Annotated in this window: 18 protein-coding genes and 2 pseudogenes; 9 read left to right on the top strand and 11 right to left on the bottom strand. The window is 62.6% G+C overall.

Features of this window, described 5'->3' with window-relative positions:
• The first annotated feature begins 86 nt into the window (after positions 1–86).
• Together FHX03_RS00725 and FHX03_RS00720 are read left to right on the top strand one after the other, a co-directional pair.
• Positions 87–1948: pseudogene (locus FHX03_RS00725) on the top strand (GGDEF domain-containing protein).
• Between the two features lie 76 nt (positions 1949–2024).
• On the top strand, positions 2025–3023 hold the full coding sequence (locus tag FHX03_RS00720; protein WP_097627518.1) for an NAD(P)H-quinone oxidoreductase: 999 nt from the start codon (positions 2025–2027) through the stop codon (positions 3021–3023).
• Between the two features lie 99 nt (positions 3024–3122).
• Here the strand turns inward: FHX03_RS00720 and FHX03_RS00715 are convergent.
• A pseudogene (locus FHX03_RS00715) lies at positions 3123–4543 on the bottom strand (MFS transporter).
• A 3-nt stretch (positions 4544–4546) separates the two neighbouring features.
• On the opposite strand from FHX03_RS00715, the gene FHX03_RS00710 reads away from it, so the two are divergent.
• Entirely contained in the window at positions 4547–5143 is a 597-nt protein-coding gene (locus tag FHX03_RS00710) for a helix-turn-helix transcriptional regulator (RefSeq protein ID WP_097627522.1), read from the top strand.
• A 28-nt stretch (positions 5144–5171) separates the two neighbouring features.
• On the opposite strand, the gene FHX03_RS00705 is transcribed toward FHX03_RS00710, so the two are convergent.
• The gene (locus FHX03_RS00705; RefSeq protein WP_097627524.1) at positions 5172–6383 is read right to left on the bottom strand and encodes an MFS transporter; all 1212 of its coding nucleotides are present in this window, start codon (positions 6381–6383) and stop codon (positions 5172–5174) included.
• 684 nt (positions 6384–7067) lie between these two features.
• Between FHX03_RS00705 and FHX03_RS00700 the strand changes: the two genes are divergently transcribed.
• Entirely contained in the window at positions 7068–8078 is a 1011-nt protein-coding gene (locus tag FHX03_RS00700; protein WP_097627527.1) for an asparaginase, read from the top strand.
• A gap of 79 nt (positions 8079–8157) precedes the next feature.
• Here FHX03_RS00700 and FHX03_RS00695 read toward each other — a convergent pair whose 3' ends face one another.
• Both FHX03_RS00695 and FHX03_RS00690 read right to left on the bottom strand, forming a co-directional pair.
• The gene (locus tag FHX03_RS00695) at positions 8158–8946 is read right to left on the bottom strand and encodes a carbon-nitrogen hydrolase family protein (RefSeq protein WP_097627761.1); all 789 of its coding nucleotides are present in this window, start codon (positions 8944–8946) and stop codon (positions 8158–8160) included.
• A 110-nt stretch (positions 8947–9056) separates the two neighbouring features.
• Positions 9057–9812: a DeoR/GlpR family DNA-binding transcription regulator gene (locus FHX03_RS00690; protein WP_097627529.1), complete on the bottom strand. Its 756-nt coding sequence runs from the start codon at positions 9810–9812 to the stop codon at positions 9057–9059.
• Between the two features lie 128 nt (positions 9813–9940).
• On the opposite strand from FHX03_RS00690, the gene FHX03_RS00685 reads away from it, so the two are divergent.
• The gene (locus FHX03_RS00685) at positions 9941–10297 is read left to right on the top strand and encodes a DUF4406 domain-containing protein (protein WP_183777452.1); all 357 of its coding nucleotides are present in this window, start codon (positions 9941–9943) and stop codon (positions 10295–10297) included.
• A 286-nt stretch (positions 10298–10583) separates the two neighbouring features.
• Positions 10584–11204, top strand: coding sequence for a glutathione S-transferase family protein (locus FHX03_RS00680; protein ID WP_097627531.1), 621 nt, complete (start codon positions 10584–10586; stop codon positions 11202–11204).
• Positions 11205–11249: 45 nt separating this feature from the next.
• Here the strand turns inward: FHX03_RS00680 and FHX03_RS00675 are convergent, their stop codons facing one another.
• The 4 genes from FHX03_RS00675 to FHX03_RS00660 form a co-directional block, all read right to left on the bottom strand.
• Positions 11250–11657 carry a type II toxin-antitoxin system VapC family toxin gene (locus FHX03_RS00675; RefSeq protein ID WP_097627533.1) on the bottom strand — a complete coding sequence of 136 codons (408 nt, stop codon included), beginning with the start codon at positions 11655–11657 and terminating at the stop codon, positions 11250–11252.
• Positions 11657–11911, bottom strand: coding sequence for a type II toxin-antitoxin system Phd/YefM family antitoxin (locus FHX03_RS00670; protein ID WP_097627535.1), 255 nt, complete (start codon positions 11909–11911; stop codon positions 11657–11659). The genes FHX03_RS00675 and FHX03_RS00670 overlap by 1 nt, the downstream gene beginning before the upstream one ends.
• 103 nt (positions 11912–12014) lie before the next feature.
• Positions 12015–12665 (bottom strand): glutathione S-transferase family protein, encoded by a 651-nt coding sequence (locus FHX03_RS00665; protein WP_097627763.1) that lies wholly within the window; start codon positions 12663–12665, stop codon positions 12015–12017.
• 347 nt (positions 12666–13012) lie between these two features.
• Complete coding sequence (locus tag FHX03_RS00660; RefSeq protein WP_239619798.1) at positions 13013–13759, bottom strand: phosphodiester glycosidase family protein; 747 nt, start codon at positions 13757–13759, stop codon at positions 13013–13015.
• 395 nt (positions 13760–14154) lie between these two features.
• Here FHX03_RS00660 and FHX03_RS00655 point away from each other — a divergent pair, with 395 nt between their 5' ends.
• Entirely contained in the window at positions 14155–14625 is a 471-nt protein-coding gene (locus tag FHX03_RS00655) for a GNAT family N-acetyltransferase (RefSeq protein ID WP_239619797.1), read from the top strand.
• Positions 14626–14700: 75 nt separating this feature from the next.
• Here the strand turns inward: FHX03_RS00655 and FHX03_RS00650 are convergent, their stop codons facing one another.
• Positions 14701–14895, bottom strand: coding sequence for a hypothetical protein (locus FHX03_RS00650; RefSeq protein ID WP_097627539.1), 195 nt, complete (start codon positions 14893–14895; stop codon positions 14701–14703).
• Positions 14896–15008: 113 nt separating this feature from the next.
• On the opposite strand from FHX03_RS00650, the gene FHX03_RS00645 reads away from it, so the two are divergent.
• Positions 15009–15905: a LysR substrate-binding domain-containing protein gene (locus FHX03_RS00645; RefSeq protein ID WP_097627541.1), complete on the top strand. Its 897-nt coding sequence runs from the start codon at positions 15009–15011 to the stop codon at positions 15903–15905.
• A gap of 106 nt (positions 15906–16011) precedes the next feature.
• On the opposite strand, the gene FHX03_RS00640 is transcribed toward FHX03_RS00645, so the two are convergent.
• Complete coding sequence (locus FHX03_RS00640) at positions 16012–16677, bottom strand: glutathione S-transferase family protein (RefSeq protein ID WP_097627543.1); 666 nt, start codon at positions 16675–16677, stop codon at positions 16012–16014.
• A gap of 100 nt (positions 16678–16777) precedes the next feature.
• Positions 16778–18145 carry a TIGR03808 family TAT-translocated repetitive protein gene (locus FHX03_RS00635; protein WP_097627545.1) on the bottom strand — a complete coding sequence of 456 codons (1368 nt, stop codon included), beginning with the start codon at positions 18143–18145 and terminating at the stop codon, positions 16778–16780.
• A gap of 244 nt (positions 18146–18389) precedes the next feature.
• On the opposite strand from FHX03_RS00635, the gene FHX03_RS00630 reads away from it, so the two are divergent.
• On the top strand, positions 18390–20687 hold the full coding sequence (locus FHX03_RS00630; RefSeq protein WP_097627547.1) for an EAL domain-containing protein: 2298 nt from the start codon (positions 18390–18392) through the stop codon (positions 20685–20687).
• Positions 20688–20784 lie beyond the last annotated feature (97 nt).

Below are 20784 nucleotides of genomic sequence, written 5' to 3'. Positions count from 1 at the left end.
AAGATGAACGCGGAACGCGTGGTCGTGCCCTGCGTCTTTCACAAAACTTTCATATTGGCGAAAGGGTTCATTGATCCTTCCGGTGCATCTTTCTGACCAAGAAGAACAAGTCACAGTGGAGATCAGCCAAATGAAGAGCGGGACTTCACTGGTTGCCACCGTCGAGCCCGGCGTCCTGCGCCGCTATGCCAGCGACCAGATCGTCACGCTTGCCAAGCTCGTGGTCGAGAACGCCTTTCAGCCGATCGTCGAGGCCGGCACCGGCACGGTGTTCGGTTACGAATCCCTGATGCGCGGCCAGGAGCGTATCGGCTTCGACACCCCGGTCGACATTCTCGACGAGGCCCATCAGGCCGGCCAACTGCTGCAGCTCGAACAGATGCTGGCGAGCCGCGCGCTCGCCAAATTCGCCACCCTGTCGAATTTCTCCACCTCGACGCTGTTCCTCAATCTCGATGTCCGGCTCATCCCGCATGGCGAACGCTTGGTCGAGAGCCTGCTGCAGCACCTGCGGAAGGCCAATATTCCGCCGTCCTCCGTCTGCTTCGAATTCTCCGAACGTTTCGACAACACCAGCGTGCCGGAATTTGCCGCGCTCGTTTCCAAGCTGCGCAAGGCAGGTTTCAAGCTGGCGATCGACGATTTCGGCGTCGGTCACGGCGAGATGAAGCTGCTTTGCGACTATGCCGTCGATTACCTGAAGATCGACCGCCATTTCGTCGCCGAGCTCGACCGCAGCTCCCGCAAGCGCCATCTTTTGAAGAGCATCGTCAACATCGCCCATGTGCTCGGCACCCGCGTCATCGCCGAAGGCATCGAGACCGAGGCCGAATTCATCGCCTGCCGCGAATATGGCGTCGACCTCGTCCAGGGCTGGTTCATCTCCCGCCCGACGACGCATATGTCGGAGCTGGCGCCGTCCTTCCCGCATCTGCAGGAGCTCGGAAAAACCAAGCGAGGCAGCCAATCGCTCGACGAAATCCTCATCCGCAAGCAGATCGAATTCCTGCCGACGGTTTACGAGAACGACAGCATCGACAGCGTCTTCGAACTCTTCCGCCGCAATCCGCGCCAGGCTTTCTTTCCCGTGCTCAACGCCAATAGCGAGCCGCGTGGCATCATTCACGAGCAGCACCTTAAGGAATATATCTACCAGCCCTTCGGCCGCGATCTCTTGAAGAACAAGATGTATGAGCGCAGCATCTCGCATTTCGTCGAAATGGCCCCGATCGTCGGCCTCGACAGCGATGCCGAGCAACTGATGGCGATCTTCGCCAATATGGAAGGCAGCAACTGCCTGATCCTCACCGACAATATGCGTTATGCCGGCGTCGTCTCCGCCGCCTCGCTGATCAAGGTCATCAACGAGAAGCAGCTGAAGACAGCCCAGGACCAGAACCCGCTGACCGGCCTGCCGGGCAATCGCGCCATCCGCGATTTCATGCGCCAGTCCGGCCGCGACGGCGATGAGGTCCGCCATTTCTGCTACTGCGACTTTGATAATTTCAAGCCATTCAACGATGCTTACGGCTTCCATCTCGGCGATCATGCCATCTCGCTGTTTGCCGCGCTGATGTGCCGCTATTTCTTCGCCGAGCGCCATTTTCTCGGCCATGTCGGCGGCGACGACTTCTTCATCGGCGTCGTCGGCTGGACGCAGGAGGAGCTGACGGAAATTCTCGACCGGCTGATCAGCGATTTTCACGACGATGTGCTCGATCTCTATTCCGACGAGCATCGCGCCGCTGGCCGCATCCTCGGACACGATCGCGCCGGCGCCGAGGCGCTGTTTCCGCTGATGCGCTGCTCGATCGGCGTCATCGAACTGCCGAAAGGCCTGGTCATCGACGATATCAACCGCGTCAGCGCTGAGATCGCCGTCATCAAGTCGGCCGCCAAGGAGAGCGACGAAGGTCTCGTCTTTCACTTGCTGGGCGAGGCGAATTGACGCCCTTGCCACATCAAGCCTTCCCAAGCCCGCGGGGCTGACTTATTTCCTGGTTCCGATCAGGGAGGGTCGCGCCATGTCACTGCCCCAGGAAATGCGTTTCATCGATCTCAAGTCCTTCGGCGCCCCGGAGGTGATGACGATCGGCAGACGCCCGCTGCCGGTGCCCGGTGAGGGGCAGGTTCTCGTGCGCGCCGAGGCGATCGGCGTCAACCGCCCCGATGTCGCCCAGCGCCAGGGCAGCTATCCCGCGCCCAGGGATGCAAGCCCGATCCTTGGCCTGGAACTGTCAGGCGAAATCGTTGAGATTGGCCCTGGCGTTAGCGGCTACGGCGTCGGCGACAAGATCTGCGGCCTCGCTAATGGCGGCGCCTATGCCGAATATTGCCTGCTGCCGGCCGGCCAGATCCTGCCCTTTCCCAAGGGTTATGACGCGGTGAAGGCCGCGGCCCTTCCCGAAACCTTCTTCACCGTCTGGGCCAATCTCTTCCAGATGGCCGGGCTGACCGAAGGCGAGACCGTGCTGATCCATGGCGGCTCCAGCGGCATCGGCACGACGGCGATCCAGCTCGCCCGCGCTTTCGGCGCCGAGGTCTATGCGACGGCCGGTTCAAGCGAGAAATGCGCGGCCTGCGAAAGGCTCGGCGCCAAACGTGCGATCAACTACAGACGCGAGGATTTCGCCGAGGTGATCAAGACCGAGACCGGCCAGGGCGTCGATATCATTCTCGATATGATCGGCGCCGCCTATTTCGAGCGCAACCTCGCCTCGCTCGGAAAAGACGGCTGCCTGTCGATCATCGCCTTCCTCGGCGGGGCTGTTGCCGAAAAGGTCAATCTGTCGCCGATCATGGTCAAGCGCCTGACGGTCACCGGTTCCACCATGCGCCCGCGCACGGCGGAGGAAAAACGCGCCATTCGCGACGATCTGCTCTCCGAGGTCTGGCCGCTTTTGGACGCCGGCACCATCGCCCCCGTCATCCACAAGGTCTTCGCCTTCGAAGAGGTCGTCGCAGCCCATCGGCTGATGGAAGACGGCAGCCATGTTGGTAAGATCATGCTCAGCGTCGGCTAGAGCATGATGCCGAAAAGTGTGAGCGGTTTTCTCATGATATCATGCTCTAACTCTTTAATTTAGAACAGGATTCAGATTTTGGGCCAACCGGGCCTAAAATCATCCTGTTCTAAGTGACAGTGACACGCCGATGGCGAGAACGCCGGGCAGCGCAATCAGCAGATAGAGCCAGTAGGCTGCCGACAGCGCCCCGGCAACGCCGCCCGGATCGACGAGGCCGGCGCCATTGGCGATGACGCCGGCAAAGGCAGCACCGAAAGCGCCGCCGAGCGAACTCATCGTCGGGATCGCCGCCGAAGCCTTGTCCAGTTCGCTGTCGGCGACGAGCGTCAGAACCATGGCGACGAGATGCGTCCAGCCGAGCCCGACGCCGAAGCCCATCATGAACATGCCGACTGCCGCCGGCACGATGAAGAGCATATGCGCCTGCGGATTGTCGCGCGCGAGAAAGACCGCCAGCGAAATGGTCGCCGCCGCCTCGATGAGCGCGCCGGCAACGATCGCCGCCTGCGCGCGACCGCCGGTCAGCGAGCCGCTGAGGAAAGCCGAAAACGTCCAGCCGAGGGCGACAAGTGCCACCAGATAACCTGAAACAAGCGGCGTCACCCCGTGCAGCACCTGCAGGAAATAGGGAATGAATACGTCGCTGACGAGCACGACGGTCATGGCCAGCATCGTCAGGTAGACACGCGCAATCGGCCTGGAAAGGCTGACCGCGCCGGAGGGCAGCAGCCGGTTCGGGCTTCGACTTTCGATGAGGAGCATGCCGCCGACCGCAGCGATCGATGCCGCGATCAGGCCAATTTTCGCGGCCGTCACCTCGATCGTCCCGGCGGTGCCGACCATCAGCACGGCGCCGAGCAGCAGCCCGATCTGGGCAATCGGCGTTTTCGCCTGCTCGCGGTCGTCTTCGACCTCGGGCAACAGCCGCGGCGCCAGAACCGCCATCACCAGGCCGAGCGGCATCAGCACGATGAAGGCGTAGCGCCAGTTGCTGCCGGCGGAGAAAAAGCCGCCAAGCGTCGGCCCGATAACGGTCGCCACACCCCAGATCGCCGCATAGAGCGTCGACGCCTTTGTCCATAACGGCTCGGGATAGACGAAGCGGATGAAGGCATAGCCAAGCGCGGCAAGCGCTCCGGTACCGAGACCCTGCACCGCGCGTCCGACCAGCACCACCGGCATGGACGGCGCGGCTGCGGCGATCAGGCTGCCGACGCCGAAGACCAGCGCGGCGATCACATAGATGGCGCGAAGCCCGATCCCCCGCGGGCGCATGGCGACGAAAATCGAGCCGAGCACGGCGGCGGCGACGAACAGGCTGGTGCCCAGGAAAACAGCGCCAGCCCGCCGATATCACGCACGATCGAAGGCGCGATGGTCGCCGTGATGTAGCTCTCGACCGCGTAAAGCATAACGCCGCCGGCAAGCATCAACGTTGCCGGCAGGTGCTCGGGCAGGAAGAGGCGCAGGAGGGAGCTGGTGGCGGGGATGGCCGCAGTCTGGTCGATATTGGACATGGAATGACCCTGATAAAGACCGACGGCCCGCAGCTTGGCGCCGCGATCGGTGATGTGCTTGGCATATCGGGCGAGGCCGCCCGTCAGCAGCTCGCCAAGCTGGCGGAACAGGGGCTGGTGGAGCCGGTCACCGTCGGCGCCACGGGCAGGGGCCGGCCGCGTCAGCTCTGGCACCTGACTGCCGCGGGCAACCGCCAATTCCCGGACGGTCATGCCGAACTGACGGCAAACCTGCTCGGCACGCTGGTCGAACAGCTCGGACCCGCGGCCCTCGACACTGTCATCTCGGCCCGCGAGGCCGAGGCGCTGCAGCGCTATCGGCTGGAATTGCAAAATGCCGGCGACCTTGCCGCGCGTGTCGAAGGTCTTGCCGCCATCCGCACCCGCGAGGGCTATATGGCCGATCACTGGCAGGAGGCGGATGGCTCCTTCATGCTGGTCGAAAACCACTGCCCGATCTGCGCGGCGGCCACCGCCTGCGCCGGCTTCTGCCGCTCCGAACTCGAAACCTTCCGTGCTGCACTCGGCGCCGAGGTCGAGCGCAGCGAACACATCCTCTTGGGCGCCCGCCGCTGCGCCTATCGCATCACGCCGCGTTGAGGCGGAGCACGCGCAGGCAGCTCGCGCTTCAGGCCGGCTGCCGCGCCTGCCGCCTGGCGCTTTCGAGATAAAGCAGGACACCGATCGACGCGAAGCCTGCGGCCGCGCCGACAAAGGCGGTGCCGGAATAGTCGCTGACCGATGTGCCGAAGGCGAAGAGCCCGGCGGCGATGCCGGTGCCGATGAAGGTGTTGAGCGAGATCAGCGAGGTTCCGAGCCCCGGCCGGTCTGCGATCAGGTCCTGCAGATAAGTGATCGGCACGCTGAGGATTGCCGCCGCCCCGCAGGCGTTGAGGAGGAGCAGCGCATAGATGTGCCAGGGCGCTGAGGCAAATCCGAGCAGCAGCAGATAGGCACAGTAGATCAGCGCGCCGAAGGCCAGGACATGCACGGTGCGGAACCGCCGCTGCGCCATGCCCCACATCATCATGAACGGCATTTCGAGAAAGGCCGTCAGCCCGGCGATGAAGCCGACATCGACCACGCTTCCATCAGCCGCATGGGTGATGATCAGCGGCAGCAGCATGCTGTTTAATCGCTGCAGCCCGAAGAGCAGCGCCATGACGATGACGCGCACAAGCACATAGGGCATGAAAATCCGCTTCAGCGATGCGAGGAAGCCGGGCTGATCGGGGGAGGGACCGGCCGTGCCGTTTCCAGGCGCGAAGAAGAAATATAGGCAGAAACAGGTGCAGCTTGCCAGGGCGGCGATCCCGTAAGCCGGCGTCATCGACGGCGAATTGACGAGATAAAGGCCGATCATCCCCGGCGCCACCGCCCACGAGCCGGAAAACAGCGCCCGCACCGTTGCGGTGATCCCCGCCGCCTGGCCGCGATCCATCTGGTTGGTCCTGGCACGCAGGCTGGCAAAGAGCAGCGAATAGGTGGAGTTGCTCATCGGCACCAGCAACAGTGTCGAGACGATGAAGACGGCAGGGCTGTGAAAGATCGCGATCGACCCGAAGCCGAGCATGCCGGCCACCGAAAGCCCCAGCACCAGCGGCCGCCGCTCTTTCAGCCTGTCCGACCAGATGCCGAGCGTCAGGCTGGTTGTGACGTTGACGATCGCCGAGAAGAAGATCAGCGCCGAATAGGTGCCGTTGCTCAAGTTCAGTTCGTTGATCCCGATGATCGACTGATAGGGCGCGGTCGAAGCATAGGTGAAGGCGAGCGCCACAAGCGTCACGGCCGGGATACGGATCCGTTTGTCGCGCAGGATCAAGGAGAGGGTGGATGACATGGGACGGTTCCTGATGCATCACCTTTAGCGGGAAGGGACACATCAGGAAAACGATAGTTTTCGATCGTCGCGGTCAATTTTTGTGATGTTTGTCTGCGTCAGGTCTGCGCTGTCAAACTGGAAAGTTAGAAATCGATTTGGCCCAAGGGCAGAACGTTACCGAGGAAACCGACCAGAACTGACGCAATCGATATCAAGACCAACCCCAGAAGCGCTCCAAGGATGACTCCAACGCTCGTCCTCGTGGGCCGGCGCGCCAGCCAGCACGCCAGGCAGAGAGAGACGACCGTGAAAAATACCCAGGCCGGATTGCAAAACAATTCCTTCGATGCGAACTGGGTTGCAAGATAGTGTGCCGATACGCCTAACCTCAAGGTCTGCTTTTCACAGGAGGCGGACAAAGCTGGCGCTCCCCGAGCAGCCTCATCAACAACGACCGGCGGCGGGCGCAATTATCCCCCTGATCCGCCCCGCATTGCGGTTCTTGCTGCAGAAGCCCACCCCACACTCCGTCCTCCTCGGGCTTGATCCGAGGATCCATGCTGCCACCGCTGGTGGGTGCGGGTGCGGGTGTGGATGCTCGGCTCAAGGCCGAGCATGACGGAGGGTGGGCCAAACCCCGTTGGCTTTCGCGCCGCGACGCGTTATGCCTGCGGCATCCCGCCAGCATCCGGATGAGAGCTCATGACCAATCCCGTCACCGTCGAAGTTACCCGTGGCCTGCTCGTCGAAAGCCGCCATCGTGGTTCGGTGGCTGTCGTCGATGGTGACGGCAAGCTCGTCTTCTCGCTCGGCGATATCGAAGCCGCCGTTTTCCCGCGTTCGGCCTGCAAGGCGATGCAGGCGCTGCCGCTGATCGAGAGCGGCGCGGCCGATGCCTATGGTTTTGGCGATAAGGAATTGGCGCTCGCATGTGCTTCGCATAATGGCGAGGACGAGCATGTGGCGCTTGCCGCCTCCATGCTGTCGCGGGCCGGCCGCAATGCCGAGGCGCTGGAATGCGGCGCCCATTGGTCGATGAGCCAGAAGGTCCTGATCCAGCAGGCCCGTGCGCTCGATGCGCCGACTGCGCTGCACAACAATTGCTCGGGAAAACATGCCGGCTTCATCTGCGCCTGCTGCCATCAGGATATCGAACCGACGGGTTATGTCGGCTATGAGCACCCGCTGCAGGTCGAGATCCGCGCGGCGATAGAAAGCCTGACCGGCGCCGTGCTCGGTGCCGAGAGCTGCGGCACCGACGGCTGCTCGATTCCGACTTATGCCGTGCCGCTCAAGAGCCTTGCCCACGGCTTTGCAAAAATGGCGACGGGCGTCGGCTTGGAACCTTTGCGCGCCAAGGCATCCCGCCGGCTGATCGAGGCTTGCATGGCCGAGCCCTTCTATGTCGCCGGTACCGGTCGCGCCTGCACGGAATTGATGCAGCTCGCCCCCGGCCGCATTTTCGCCAAGACAGGCGCCGAGGGCGTCTTCTGCGCCGCGATCCCGGAAAAGGGCATCGCCATCGCCCTGAAATGCGACGATGGCGCCACCCGCGCCGCCGAAGCCACGGTGGCGGCGACACTTGCCCGTTTCTTCGAGACGGAAAGCGAAGTGCACGCCGCCCTGACGGCCTTTGCCGCAACCTCGATGCGCAATTGGAATGGCATCCATGTCGGCGATATCAGAGTCACGTCCGTGCTGACTGGAAAATAAACGAGCCAATACCTTTATCAGGAAGTATTTAGCGGTTCGGAGATAACGGAACCCAGCAATGGGACGGCGTCAACACAGGTCATCGGGCTCGTCGGAACCACTCTCGCTTCTGAACAGCCCTGATCTCATTGATATCGAAGTCTACTATGACCAATTCCTGCTGCTTGCCGCCCATAATAAGAACCTTGCCTAGCGGATCGACGGCGAAAGAACGACCGTCGTCTTTCGGTACCGGATAATTGGCCACGGCTATCCCCACGACGGACTGGAAGGCCAGTGCTCGCACCCCCGCCACGCGCACGTCACCTACGCTTGGATCGTCCACGAGTGGGCAGCTGTTTGGAACGAGAATAATCTCCGCGCCGTTCCGAACGAGATCCGATGCTACATCGGGAAACTCCCGATCCATACAAATCATTATGCCGATCGCAACCTCGCCCGCTTTTGTCTTCAGCTTTGCCACTCTTGAGCCATCGCCTGGGGCGCAAGCCTCTTCCGGGACGTCGAAAAAGCAAATGTGTCGCTTGCGCTGATGGAGGATGATTTCGCCGCTGTCATTGATCACTACGGCCGCGTTGAAAGGTTTTGCCTCTCCGTACTCAAGGAACGTTGCCACGATCGCGAGACCATTATTGCGCGCAGCTTGTCGAAATCTATCCAGATAGGGACCATCAAGCGGTATTGCCGCGTCGATCCAAGCCTGCCGGGACGCCGCATTCTCGGAATCAAAGCGACTGTACCCGTTTGAGAACATCTCCGGAAATAAGATGATGGCGGCACCTTCAGCCGCAGCAGATGCGCAAACCTCATCGATATTTACGTCGCTCATCATCTGCGCCAGCGCGATTCGAAGGGAAATGCTTGTCAAATTCTGTTCCTCCTCATGCATGGGCCGTGCCATCGTCCTCGTGAGGTCGAAGGTTAGGCAGTCTGATCCCACACGTCAAACTGGCATGCGTCCCCGGTTTCCCCGGCCGATCAAGCCGCGGCGATCGTGCTGTTGAGATCGCGATAGGGTTTCAGCCGCTCGGCCGGCATTTCCGCCGGCACGATCAGCCCCGCCACCTCAGAAATTCCAAGCACCGGGCAGGGCGAGACGAGGTCGAACTTCTCCTCCGTCAGCAGCACATGCGTTTCGGCCGAGCAGCGGGCGATATGGCGTTTGATCGCCGCTTCCTCGAAGTCGCCGGTGGAAAGCCCGTGCACCGGATGGGCGGCCGTCACGCCGAGGAAGAACAGGTCGGGGCGCAGTTGCGAGATCGCCGCCGCCGCCGCCGCGCCTGTCGCCACCATCGAATGTTTGTAGAGCCGCCCGCCGGCAAGGATCACCTCCGCCGTCGGGTGGTGCTCGAGTTCGGCGGCGATCGTCGGGCTGTGGGTCGCAACCGTCAGCGGCGTGTCGCGCGGCAAGTGCCGGGCGATCTCAGCCGTGGTTGTGCCGCCATCGAGAAAGATCAACTGACCGGGCTTGACCATCGCCGCCGCAGCAGCCCCGAGCCGCGCCTTGATCTCCGACGAGACGCTGCGCCGCGCGGTAAAATCGGGCAGATCGGGCGCCAACGGCATTGCGCCCCCATGCACCCGTTTCAACAGCCCCTCCGCCGCCATTTCGCGGAGATCGCGCCGGATTGTGTCTTCCGAAAGGGAAAAATCCTCGGCGACACGCTTGGCGACCACCTGGCCGTCACGGCGCAATATGTCGAGGATGAGGGTTTTGCGTTGTGACGTCAGCATAGGCTCTCTGCACGAAATTAAACACATTCGCCCGATATTGCACGAAAAGACTCGACATTCAAGAAATCTCGTGCATTTTCACGAAATCCCGTGCATGACGCCGGGAATGCTCAGCGATGGAGTGGATGATGTTGATATTGATTGCCGGGCCTTATAGGTCGGGAACGGGCGACGACCCGGAAAAGATGGCCGCCAACCTGGAGCGGCTGGAGGAACCCTCGCCCGCACTGTTCGCCGCCGGCCATGTGCCGATGATCGGCGAATGGGTGGCTCTGCCGATCTGGCACGCCGCCGGCGGCAAGTCGGTCGGCGATGCGCTCTACGAAGAGATCTTCCACCCTGTCGCCGGCCGGCTGCTGCAGCTCTGCGACGGCGTGCTGCGGCTGCCGGGCGACTCCAAGGGGGCGGATAACGACGTGCGCATCGCCAGGGAGCGCGGCATTCCGGTCTGGCACCGGCTGGAGGACGTGCCGGGCTGCGGCTGAGCGGCGAGTTTGTCCTGGCAAGATGCCCCTCACCCTAACCCTTGCCGGGGTCGAGCCGCTGGTCTCGACCCGTCCTGCGAACCCCCGTAAACGGGGCGAGGGGACGTGCCTTACGAGAGGTCTGCGAGGAATTGAGAGGGTGCGGCATATCTCTCCCCGTCAGAACGGGGAGAAGGTGCCGGCAGGCGGATGAGGGGCGGCCCGACGCAGAGACAAAACCCAATCTCCCCAGTTCCGGCGCACCCATCCCTGCGCTATATCACGTGCCGAAAGGGAGTGGCCCATTATGCTGACATTGTACTACGCGCCGGGAACCTGCGCGCTCGCAAGCCTGATCGCCCTGGAGGAATCCGGCCTCGCCTTCGAAACAAGGAAGCTCAGCTTCGCCAATGGCGAGCAACGCTCGCCGGATTATCTGCAGATCAACCCGAAGGGCCGGGTGCCTGCGCTGGTCACCGATCGCGGCGTGCTGACGGAAACGCCGGCGATCCTCGGCTTTGTCGCGGAAAGTGCGCCGGCCGCCAAGCTGGCGCCGCTCGGGGATGCTTTCGACATGGCGCGGCTGCAATCCTTCAACTGCTATCTCTGCTCGACCGTGCATGTGAACCATGCCCATCGCCCGCGCGGCTCCCGCTGGGCCGACGATCAGGCGGCACTCGAGGCGATGAAGGCCAAGGTGCCTGAGAATATGGCCGGTTGTTTCACCCTGATCGAAGAGACGATGTTCAAAGGCCCGTGGGTGATGGGCGAGAGCTATTCGATCGCCGATCCCTATCTTTTCGTCATGACAGATTGGCTGCCGTCCGACGGCGTCGATCCCGCCCGCTTCGTCGACGTGAGCGACCATCACGCCCGCATGCTGCAGCGCCCCGCCGTCCAACGGGCGCTGGCCTACGATCGCGGCTGATAGGCTGCATGATCGCCGCGGCCTGCGGGGCAGGCGCAGCGGAGCTCATGCCGACATCTCCCAAGGATTGATCACCGAGGCCCCGGTGTCGGCGAAGTCACTGACGTTGCGGGTGACGACGATCAGGTCATGGACGATCGCGGTCGCGGCGATCAGCCCGTCAATATCGCCGCGTGGCCGGATCGCGGCGATGCGACCCCATTCCACGGCGATCTGATCGGTTACCGGCAGGATGCGGGCGCCGTGATCATGACGCAGCTTGCGCAGCCACTCCGTGAGGTGCGCCGCAGCCTTCGGGTCCGACCTCTGTTTGAGCGCAATGCCGCGCATGATCTCGCCAAGGGTCAGCGCGCTCAGGTGTATGCTCAGCGGATCGACGGAGCGCAGCCAGGAAATCGCCTGCGATGTGCCGCGCCGCGCCTCCGAAACGATATTGGTATCGACCAGATACATCAGAAGGTCACGTCGCGGCTTGGGCTCGCAGCGCGTGCTTCCACCGTATTGGCAAGCTCATCGTCCCAGGCCGGGCCGCCAAGCAGGTCGTCGACCAGTGTCGGCCGGCCGGCGCGCAAGGCGTCGTAGTCGCGGGCGGACAGCACGACGGCCGTTCGCTCGCCCCGGAGCGTGACCACCTGCGGGCCTTCATCACGCGCCTTCTGCACCACTTTCGAAAACTTGTTCTTGGCCTCCTGCAACTGCCATTCCATTATTTGCCTCCTGGCTAGACTGTCTAGATATTTAAGCATGGAAAGACGCAGGGTCAATGGGTAGCAGCAGCATCCATCGGATGAAGATGGTAAGGGGCCCTTGTCACACGGCCGATGCGGCGGTGAACACCGCCAACTGGGCCGCGAAAGCACGCTGATAGGCCGGCCGGGCTTCGCCGCGGGCGACATAGGCGGCAAGGTTTGGATATTCCTCCAAGAGACCTGATGCTTGCGCCCTGAGCAGCACCGTCACCATCAGCAAGTCGCCGGCGCTGAACGCGCCATCGAGCCAGTCGGCATCGCCAAGGCGAGCGGAAAGGCTCCCCAGCCGTTTGCGGATGCTGTCCTCAAGCGCATGCAGGCGCTGCTCGTACCAGGGTTCGTCGCGCTCGAGGATGGTGGCGAGGCTGCGCTCGAAGATCGGCGGCTCCACCGTGTTCAGCGCAGCAAACATCCACGTGACCGCGCGCGCCCGGGCATTCGTATCCGCAGGCAGCAGGCCCGCATGGCGCTCGGCGATATGGAACACGATCGCACCGGACTCGAACAGAGTAAGATCGCCTTCTTCATAGGTCGGAATCTGCCCGAAAGGATGAAGTGCCAGATGCGCGGGCTCCTTCATCGTCTTGAACGAAACGAGACGAACTTCGTAAGGCTGGCCCGCTTCTTCGAGTGCCCAGCGAACGCGCATGTCGCGCGCCAGACCCCGGCCGCGATCGGGCGAGCGTTCAAAGGCGGTAATGGTAATCGTCATCGCTTCCTCCATATGATTATCCTTAGATCGATGCGATGTAAGGCGTTGTGCAATGGCTTGAAGACGGCCGGCGAAATGAGATTCCGACACCGATGCTCGCGATAATCCTCGCTGGCCTTGCGACGATCGCCAGATCCCGACCTACTTCCGCTCGACCGTCAGCACCATCGGCATGGCCCAATTGGCCTCGGAAATCGGCCAGCGGAGCAGGCTTACTTTGTTATCGTCCGCCTGAGACTCCCATCTTGCGTAGAATTTTTGCCGATAGCCATCCAGCCGAACGCTCCGGCAGGCGACGGGACCGCCATCAAGATTAAGCGCGACCTTGAGATTGAGCGGCGAGGTCTTCAGAAACTCTCCAACCGGTCGAGGGAAAAGAACGCTTCCTTTGTCGTCCCGATGACGACACGCCCCAAGTCGTCTTTGGCGACAAACGTACGGTTGGCGAGCCAGCGGCTTTTCACATTCACATGCGTCTGCCCGTCGTCGCCGATCAGGAGCGGATAGGAGACCATGGCGTTCGACGCGCCGGCAAAGGCTGTCTGCCAATCTTGATGCGTCAGGTCGCGGATCTCGGCAGTGTCTTTGCCGGCAATGAAGGCGCCGGCCCTCGCGTCATATTGCTGAGGACCCATCGCAATGCCTTCGCTGATGAAAGGCGTATCGGGCCTGCCATGTTTGTCGAAATAGCTGCCGTTCACGATCAGCGCGGCGTTAGGCAAAACCTTCTCCCATTCGTCGATGCCGGTATCGCCAGCAGCCGCGTTACGGGTGACGAATCGAAAGCGGGCCGGGTCAATTCGGCTGAGCAAGATCCGGTCGACTTCGCGGCCATCGGCAAGAACCGGTAGTTCCGCCACCTCGAAGCCCGTCTCCGGCTCTTGCCAGACCAGCGGCCCGGGCAAAACGGCCGGGATGACCGGGCGCAACGCCAACTGCACGGAGGCGGAAAGGCGCTCGTCGTCAGGTTTTATGTCGATCCAATAGGTTCCACCGCGCCGCAAGACGGTGTTGAAACCGTAAGCACCCGCGACCTGCCAGAGCCAGCCGGCGCTGACGACAATGGCGACCGTTAAAATTGCGAGGAGTCCCAACAGGATTTTTCGAATTGCTGGCACTGAAATTCTCTTTGCTGAAACAGATAGGGCTCCGACGCCGGGTTGGCGTGGTCGCGCGAATGCAGGCGACAAGTAGGGTTTTTTCTACGGCGGAAGCGCTGCCCGCTCTGTCGAATCAGCCCTTCAGCCTGCCAGGGCCAGTTCTCCGTAACGGCTGGACAAAGAGGCCGGCGAGCTTCAATATCGATCCGCATCCGCTCATTCCGGGGTCAGGCCCGAAGAGGAGAACGCCTTTGTATGCCGTCGCAAAATATTCAGAACGCACCGGCCGAGGCGGAAGGACGAGACGCGGCTCGAATTCAATCGAGGGCTAGTCTTGCTGCTCGGCTATGACGCGCCAAAGCTGGCGCAGGTCCAATGTCGAGAATAATATGATCATCGAATTGACTGCTTATGATTTCGCCGGGTTGCTGAACGGCGCCGCGCCCGCAGATACGCGCCTGGTTTCCGATAGCGCCATCGCGCCGCCTGAGGTGCTGGAGATGCTGGCGAGGATCGCCGCGGAGATCGGCGCCGATTTTACCCCGTCGGCCTGGATGATCGTCGAGGATGGCGAGATCGTCGGGCTGTGTTCCATCATCAGTGCGCCTGAGAGGGGCGAAATCCACGTCGGCTATGGCATTGCGCCGAGCCGCGAGCGGCGTGGCTATGTCACGCGTGCGATCGGCGAACTGCTCGAATGGGCGCGGAAAGACCCGCGCGTGACGCACGTTTCGGCCGATACGGGCGTGGAAAACATCGCCTCGCAACGTGTCCTCGAACGCAACGGCTTCATCCGCATCGGCGAGCGCATTGATCCGGAGGACGGTCGTGTGATTTGCTGGCAGGCATCGGTGGACTGAGGCAGGTCGCTAAAGCGCGTCGCGTCACGCGAGTGATGCGGCGCGTTTCAGAGCGGCTGACACGGGCGCGCATCGTCACGCGCATTTCGCCAGCGTCGGTTTGGCCTCGGCGGCAAGGTTGGTCTCTGTTCCAATCGGCAGATCGGCAATTTCCCGCATCGACATGCGCTCGACCTCGGGATGCCGCAGCGGATCGTTCTTCCAGGCTGGGAGAGCGTCTGCGCTGCCCAAGGCAAGGGCGGGCCTCAAGAAAAACTTCAGCAATGACATGGCATGCCTCGCTTTCTCCAAGCGGCGGGGGATGGTCGCCGCAGGCTGTAATCTCTGCTCCCTCAAGCGGATTTTCAATTGAGATTAATGCGGCTCTGCTATAGAAAAACTATATGAAGAACCTCAACACTGTGCATCTCAACGGCCTTAAGGCGCTGGAAGCCGTCGGTCGGCTCGGCTCGCTGCAGGCGGCCGCCGATGAGCTCGGCGTCTCGGTCGGCGCCGTCAGCCAGCAGGTCATCAAGGCGGAGGCGCAGCTTGGCCTGGTGATCTTCGAGCGCACCGCCCGGGGAATGATGACGACCGAAGCCGCCCGGCCGGTACTGGCCGCGCTCGATGAAGGCTTTGCCCGTCTTTCGGCGGCCGTGTCGATTGCGCAACGCAAGGACGACACGATCCTGACGATCTCGGTGGCGCCGGTTTTTGCCGCCCGCTGGCTCGTCTGCCGGCTCGATCGTTTCGCTGAGCGCCATCCCGATATCAAGCTGCGGCTCGATGCAACCACCAATCTCGTCAGCCCCGCCCTCTCCGACGTCGATATCGGCATCCGCGTCGGCACCGGCAAATGGCCTGACGTGAAGGCCGAACTGCTCCTGGAGCAGGAGGTTTTTCCCGTCTGCTCGCCGGAGATGGCGGCGAAACTGAAGGCGCCCGCCGATATCCTGGAACTGCCCGCCGTCATCGACGGTCGCGCCATGTTCAGCTGGGAGGTCTGGATGCGCGAGGCGGGACTGTCAGGCGCCACACCGGCGACGCGCCACGTTTTCAACGATGCCTCGCTGTGCCTCGATGCGGCGATCGCCGGGCAGGGCGTCATGCTTGCCTGGCAGACCCTTGCCGCCTTCGCGCTTGCCGAAGGCCGGCTGGCGGCGCCCTTCGGCATTCGGGCGCGCACCGGTTTCGGTCATTATTTCGTCACCGCCGAGGGCACGCGCGAGCCGAAGAAGGTCAGGGACTTCAAGGCCTGGATCCGCGAGGAAATGGCCGGCACGCTTGCCTTGTTCCGCTAAAGCATGTCGCGCAAAGCTGTGCGGCGGTTTTTCCAGGCAAGGCGCGAAGCGCTTTTGCCGCAACGACATGCGCAAAACAACAAGCTAAAGCGCGACGCGCTTTGGCTCAGACCTCGATCGGCTCCCTGCCGCGCGTCTCCTGCATCTTCTTGTAGGCCGGGCGCGACTGGCAGCGCTCGATCCAGGCCTCGATATTCGGATGTGCCTGGAAAAGCGCCTCCTCGCTCTGGGCGTATCGCAGCACCTCGGCGATGTTGAGATCGGCGACGGTGAAGCGGTCGCCGGCAATCCACTGCCGGCCGGCAAGCTGGCCTTCGAGCGTGGCAAGTGGCCTGCGCAAGGCATGACAGGCGGCTGCGATCGTCTCCTTGCCCTCCTGGCTGTTTTCGAGGCCGTTGTCATAGGTCAGCACGATCCTGACCGAATGCGGCTCGACCTGCGAGGCAGCCCAGACGGTCCACATCGTCAGCAATCCGTCTTCTTCGACGGTTTGTCCCGCAAGCGGTCCGCCATGTTTGCGGGCGAGGTAGAGATTGATCGCCAGCGACTCATGCATGAGGAGATCGCCGTCCTTGATGCTGGGGATCTGCGCCATCGGGTTGACGGCGGCGAAATCGGGCGAGTGCGTATTGAGCGGCGCGCTCTCGGACAGGGGCTCCGCCAATCGCCTGGCTTGCAGCACCGGCACCGACTGGAATTCGAGCCCCAGCTCCTCCGCCATCCAGTAGACGCGCGACGCCCGCGATCGATAGACTCCGTAGATTGTCAGCATGATCTTGTCCCCTCGATGTAATTGTCCGAGAGGGTAGAGGCCGCAGCGACTGCGGAAAAGTCCTTGCCGCTGATGGGATGATGAAAGCTTTTGATGCTCTTCAGGAGACCCGGTTTCGCTCGACGGTCAGCTGTTTGTACGGCGCGCCGCCCGCCATCTCGTCCGACACTTTCTTCTCCCATTGGAAGCCGAGGACCGCGCCTTCAGCGGTCTCCTGGAAGACGTTGTCGGTGATGACGGCGGTGCCGGCGCCGTCGGCGACCGAGACGGCGCATCCGACAGGTGCCTTGCGCACCACATTGCCGCTGACGACGACGTTACGGAGATAAGGACCCCAGCCGATCTGCATGCCCCATCTCGGCGCGCCCTCGATCACATTGCCCGAAATCAGCGTGTCGGCCTCCGCCGCAATGCCGATGCCGAAGCCGACCTCGTGTTTGTAGGGGCCTTTCAGGGTGAGGTTGCGCACGACATTGCCGGTGACGCTCGCCAGCCTGCCGCCTTCGTCGAAATTGGCAATCGAAATGCCGTTCGCCGCCCCGTCGATCATGTTGGCGGAAACGACGGCGCCCTCGAAGGCGAATTCGACATAGATCGCCGTTTCGCCGGAACGCCGGCATTGATTGTTGCTGATCTGGATGTCCGATGCCGAATTGGCGCGGATCGCGGTGAAGGCGCAGTCGGAAATATGGTTGTTCACCACCATCACACCATCGGCGCGGAAGATGTTGATGCCGTTGCCGTTCTGGCCGGTGCCGCCGTCATTGGCGCGGATGTTGGAGATGCGGTTACCGGAAACCACCGTGCCGTCCTCGGCCTTCTTCCAGCGATGCACCAGAATGCCGCCATTGCCGCAATCGGTGATCGTATTTCCGGTGACCGAAAGATTGGCGGAATCGACCGCGTAGAGCCCGGCCTCGGCCGCGCCGGATATGCGGCTGCGCTCGATCCGTCCGCCGCAGCGCTCCAGCTGCAACCCGTGTTTGCGACTGCCGCCGATCTCGCAATTGTCCATCAGCACCTCGTCGACGCCGGTGAATTGGACGAGCCCGCCGGCATAATCACCGAGCCAGCGATTGCCGCCGTCGATGACGAGGTTGGAAAGCTCGATGCGCCGCACATTTGTCGCCGTCAGTAGGTGGCCTTCGCCGGTATAGACGAGCCGTGAGGCGCCAGGCACGCCTGTTATGCGGGTATTGTCAGGCAGGTTGAGATTGGAGACTCGATAGGTGCCGGGCGGCAGGAAGACCGGCATGTTCTCGCGCGCCGCCTGTTCGATCATCTGTTGCAGGTTGCGGGTCTTGCGGTCGCCGCTTTCGGGAATGGCGCGATATTCCACCGCGTCGATCGCGCCGCGCAGATCGGATTGCCCGGCAGCCGCCAGCGGTGCGGCAAGCGCGCGCGGCGCTGAACCTCCCGCAACCGCTGCGGCGGCGAGTAGGAAAAGCATGTCGCGGCGTGAAGGCATTCCGGATTCTCTCGTCATAACGCGCCCGTAGCACGAAACGTGCCAGACCCGCCTGTCTCTTTCTGGCACAGGTGGCCGGAATTGCGGTTGTCGCCTTGGCCAAGGGCAGGATATCGCCGCCGATCTTGTCGTCTTGTTCACTCTTTCATTTAAGCAAGCCGAAGGGAATGAGGACTACTTTGAAGGGAATATTACGGGGTGATTATGCGGGATGAGGCCTTCGGCCTCCGGGGAGAATGACGGCATGCACGAACCGAGTGCCAGGCGATGGGAATCGACCGATGCCCTGTCGGCCGAAACGCGGCGCATCGTCGCCGCGACGGAGGCGATGATGGCCTCGACCGCCCATCACCTCTCCGACGGCATCGAGAACCTGCGCCTGAAGACGATCGTCCACGAGCTTCCGGATTTCCTCTATGTCAAGGATCGCGACAGCCGCTTCGTCTTCGCCAACGCCGTCACCGCCAGCAGCCTCGGTCTGGAGAGCGCTGATCTGCTTACCGGCAAGCGTGATTTCGACCTGTTCGATTTCGAGACGGCTCGCCGCCATTTCGATATCGAGCAGCAGATCATGGCGACGGGGCAAGCCTGCATCGATATGGAGGAAAGCTACGTCCTGCCCGGCGGCAAAAGGCCGATATGCCGGCTGACCTCGAAAATCCCGCTGCGCAACGATCGCGGCGAGATCATCGGCCTGATCGGCGTTTCCCGCGATATCACCGAACGCAAGCGTCAGGAGGATCTCCATCGTGAGCAGGCGAACCTGCTCGAAATGATCGCCCGCAACGAGCCGCTGCCGATGATCCTCGAGGCGCTGGTGCTGATGATCGAGGCGCAACTGACCGGCATCGACGGATCGGTGCTGCTGCTGAACGGCGAGGGCACCAGGCTCTATCACGGCGCCGCCCCCAATCTGCCCGGCGGCTACAGCCGGCTGATCGACGGCGTCACCATCGGTCCCAAGGTCGGCTCCTGCGGCACCGCCGCCTGGCGTGGCCAGACTGTGATCGTCGAGGACGTGATGAGCGATCCGCTGTGGGAGGATTTCCGCGCGCTGGTCGCGCCGTTCGGCTTCCGCTCCTGCTGGTCGACACCGATCGCCACCTCGCAGAACAATGTGCTCGGCACCTTTGCCCTCTATTCCAGGGAAGTCCGCCGTCCGACGGAGCACGAAATAAAGCTGGTGGCGCTCGCCACGCACATTGCCGGCATCGCCATCGAGCGCAAGCGTGTCGATGATCGCATCCATTTCATGGCCCATCACGACGATCTCACCGGCCTGCCGAACCGCGCCTTCCTCAAGGAGCGGCTCGCCAATATCCTCGACCAGGCCCGGCGCCACACCCGCAAGGTCACCGTCGCCTATATCGATCTCGATAATTTTAAGGACATCAACGACGGCCGCGGCCACGCCGCCGGCGACGAGGTGCTGAAGGAAACCGCCGCCCGCATGGCCAACAGCATCCGGGCCTCGGATATGGTGGTGCGTCTCGGCGGCGACGAATTCCTCGTCGTGCTCGTTCACCAGTCGAGCCACGATGCCGGCATCACGCGCCGCCTCCGCGAGCTGCAGAAGGCGATCAACCGGCCGATCCCCAGCGACGGCGGCGAGATCACCGTCACCTCGAGCATCGGCGTTGCCGCCTTCCCCTTCGACGGCGCGACCTCGGAAGAGCTTCTCGCCAATGCCGACCGCGCCATGTACCGTGCCAAGGAGCTTGGCCGCAACACCTTGCAGCATCACGATGGCGGTGGCGCGCCGGTGGGAATGCCGCTCGGCGAGCAGGAGGAGCTGCACCAGGCGATTACCGGCCACCAGCTGTTCCTGCAATACCAGCCGCAGGTCGATGTCGCCACCGGCCGCATCACCGGCATCGAGGCGCTGGTGCGCTGGAACCATCCGGCCAAGGGCAGGGTGCCGCCGGTCAATTTCATTCCGCTCGCCGAAGAAACCGGCCTCATCGTTCCCCTCGGTCTCTGGGTGTTGAACGAGGCCTGCCGCCAGGCGCGCCAATGGCAGGATATGGGCCTGCCGTCGCTGACCGTCGCCGTCAACGTCTCGGCCAAGCAGTTCGCCGATCCGGATTTTGCGTGCCACGTCGCCGAAGCGCTGGAGCGCCACCGCCTGCAAGCGCGCTGGCTGGAACTCGAGGTCACCGAAAGCGTGGTAATGCAGGATGCCGAACGCGCGCTTGCCATGATGGAATCGCTGCGCGCGCTCGGTGTGCGCCTGTCGATCGACGATTTCGGCTCCGGCTATTCCAGCCTGGCGGCGCTGAAGACCTTCCCCTTCGACCGGCTGAAGATGGATCGCTCGCTGGTCGAGGCCCTGCCGGGCGACAAGACCGCCGTTGCCATCGCCTCGGCGGTGATTTCGCTGGCGCAGACGCTGAAGCTTTCGGTGCTCGCCGAAGGCGTGGAAACCGACGCGCAGATGGATTTCCTGCGTCACGCACACTGCGAGGAGGCGCAAGGCTACCGCTTCTCCAAGCCCGTTTCTCCGGAGGAGATCCCGGCATTGCTGCGGGCACGCAGCCTCTAAAACCCGTCGCGCAAAACTGCGCAGCGTTTTTCGCAGGCAAGGCGCGAAGCGCTTTTGCGGCAACGACATGCGTAAAATAAGGAACTAAAGCGTAAGG

The organism is Rhizobium sp. BK456, from assembly GCF_014194045.1.
Classification (GTDB): domain Bacteria; phylum Pseudomonadota; class Alphaproteobacteria; order Rhizobiales; family Rhizobiaceae; genus Rhizobium; species Rhizobium redzepovicii.
This window is presented reverse-complemented; position numbering and strand designations above follow the sequence as displayed.

Bases quoted from the DNA above. Each gene is read 5' to 3' on its own strand.
- FHX03_RS00720 (WP_097627518.1), top strand. From the start codon at position 2,025: ATGTCACTGCCCCAGGAAATGCGTTTCATCGATCTCAAGTCCTTCGGC.
- FHX03_RS00655 (WP_239619797.1), top strand. From the start codon at position 14,155: ATGATCATCGAATTGACTGCTTATGATTTCGCCGGGTTGCTGAACGGC.
- FHX03_RS00650 (WP_097627539.1), bottom strand. From the start codon at position 14,895: ATGTCATTGCTGAAGTTTTTCTTGAGGCCCGCCCTTGCCTTGGGCAGC.
- FHX03_RS00690 (WP_097627529.1), bottom strand. From the start codon at position 9,812: ATGCTGACGTCACAACGCAAAACCCTCATCCTCGACATATTGCGCCGT.
- FHX03_RS00680 (WP_097627531.1), top strand. From the start codon at position 10,584: ATGCTGACATTGTACTACGCGCCGGGAACCTGCGCGCTCGCAAGCCTG.
- FHX03_RS00635 (WP_097627545.1), bottom strand. From the start codon at position 18,145: ATGCCTTCACGCCGCGACATGCTTTTCCTACTCGCCGCCGCAGCGGTT.
- FHX03_RS00675 (WP_097627533.1), bottom strand. From the start codon at position 11,657: ATGTATCTGGTCGATACCAATATCGTTTCGGAGGCGCGGCGCGGCACA.
- FHX03_RS00645 (WP_097627541.1), top strand. From the start codon at position 15,009: ATGAAGAACCTCAACACTGTGCATCTCAACGGCCTTAAGGCGCTGGAA.
- FHX03_RS00710 (WP_097627522.1), top strand. From the start codon at position 4,547: ATGACCCTGATAAAGACCGACGGCCCGCAGCTTGGCGCCGCGATCGGT.
- FHX03_RS00700 (WP_097627527.1), top strand. From the start codon at position 7,068: ATGACCAATCCCGTCACCGTCGAAGTTACCCGTGGCCTGCTCGTCGAA.
- FHX03_RS00670 (WP_097627535.1), bottom strand. From the start codon at position 11,911: ATGGAATGGCAGTTGCAGGAGGCCAAGAACAAGTTTTCGAAAGTGGTG.
- FHX03_RS00705 (WP_097627524.1), bottom strand. From the start codon at position 6,383: ATGTCATCCACCCTCTCCTTGATCCTGCGCGACAAACGGATCCGTATC.
- FHX03_RS00640 (WP_097627543.1), bottom strand. From the start codon at position 16,677: ATGCTGACAATCTACGGAGTCTATCGATCGCGGGCGTCGCGCGTCTAC.
- FHX03_RS00665 (WP_097627763.1), bottom strand. From the start codon at position 12,665: ATGACGATTACCATTACCGCCTTTGAACGCTCGCCCGATCGCGGCCGG.
- FHX03_RS00630 (WP_097627547.1), top strand. From the start codon at position 18,390: ATGCACGAACCGAGTGCCAGGCGATGGGAATCGACCGATGCCCTGTCG.
- FHX03_RS00685 (WP_183777452.1), top strand. From the start codon at position 9,941: ATGTTGATATTGATTGCCGGGCCTTATAGGTCGGGAACGGGCGACGAC.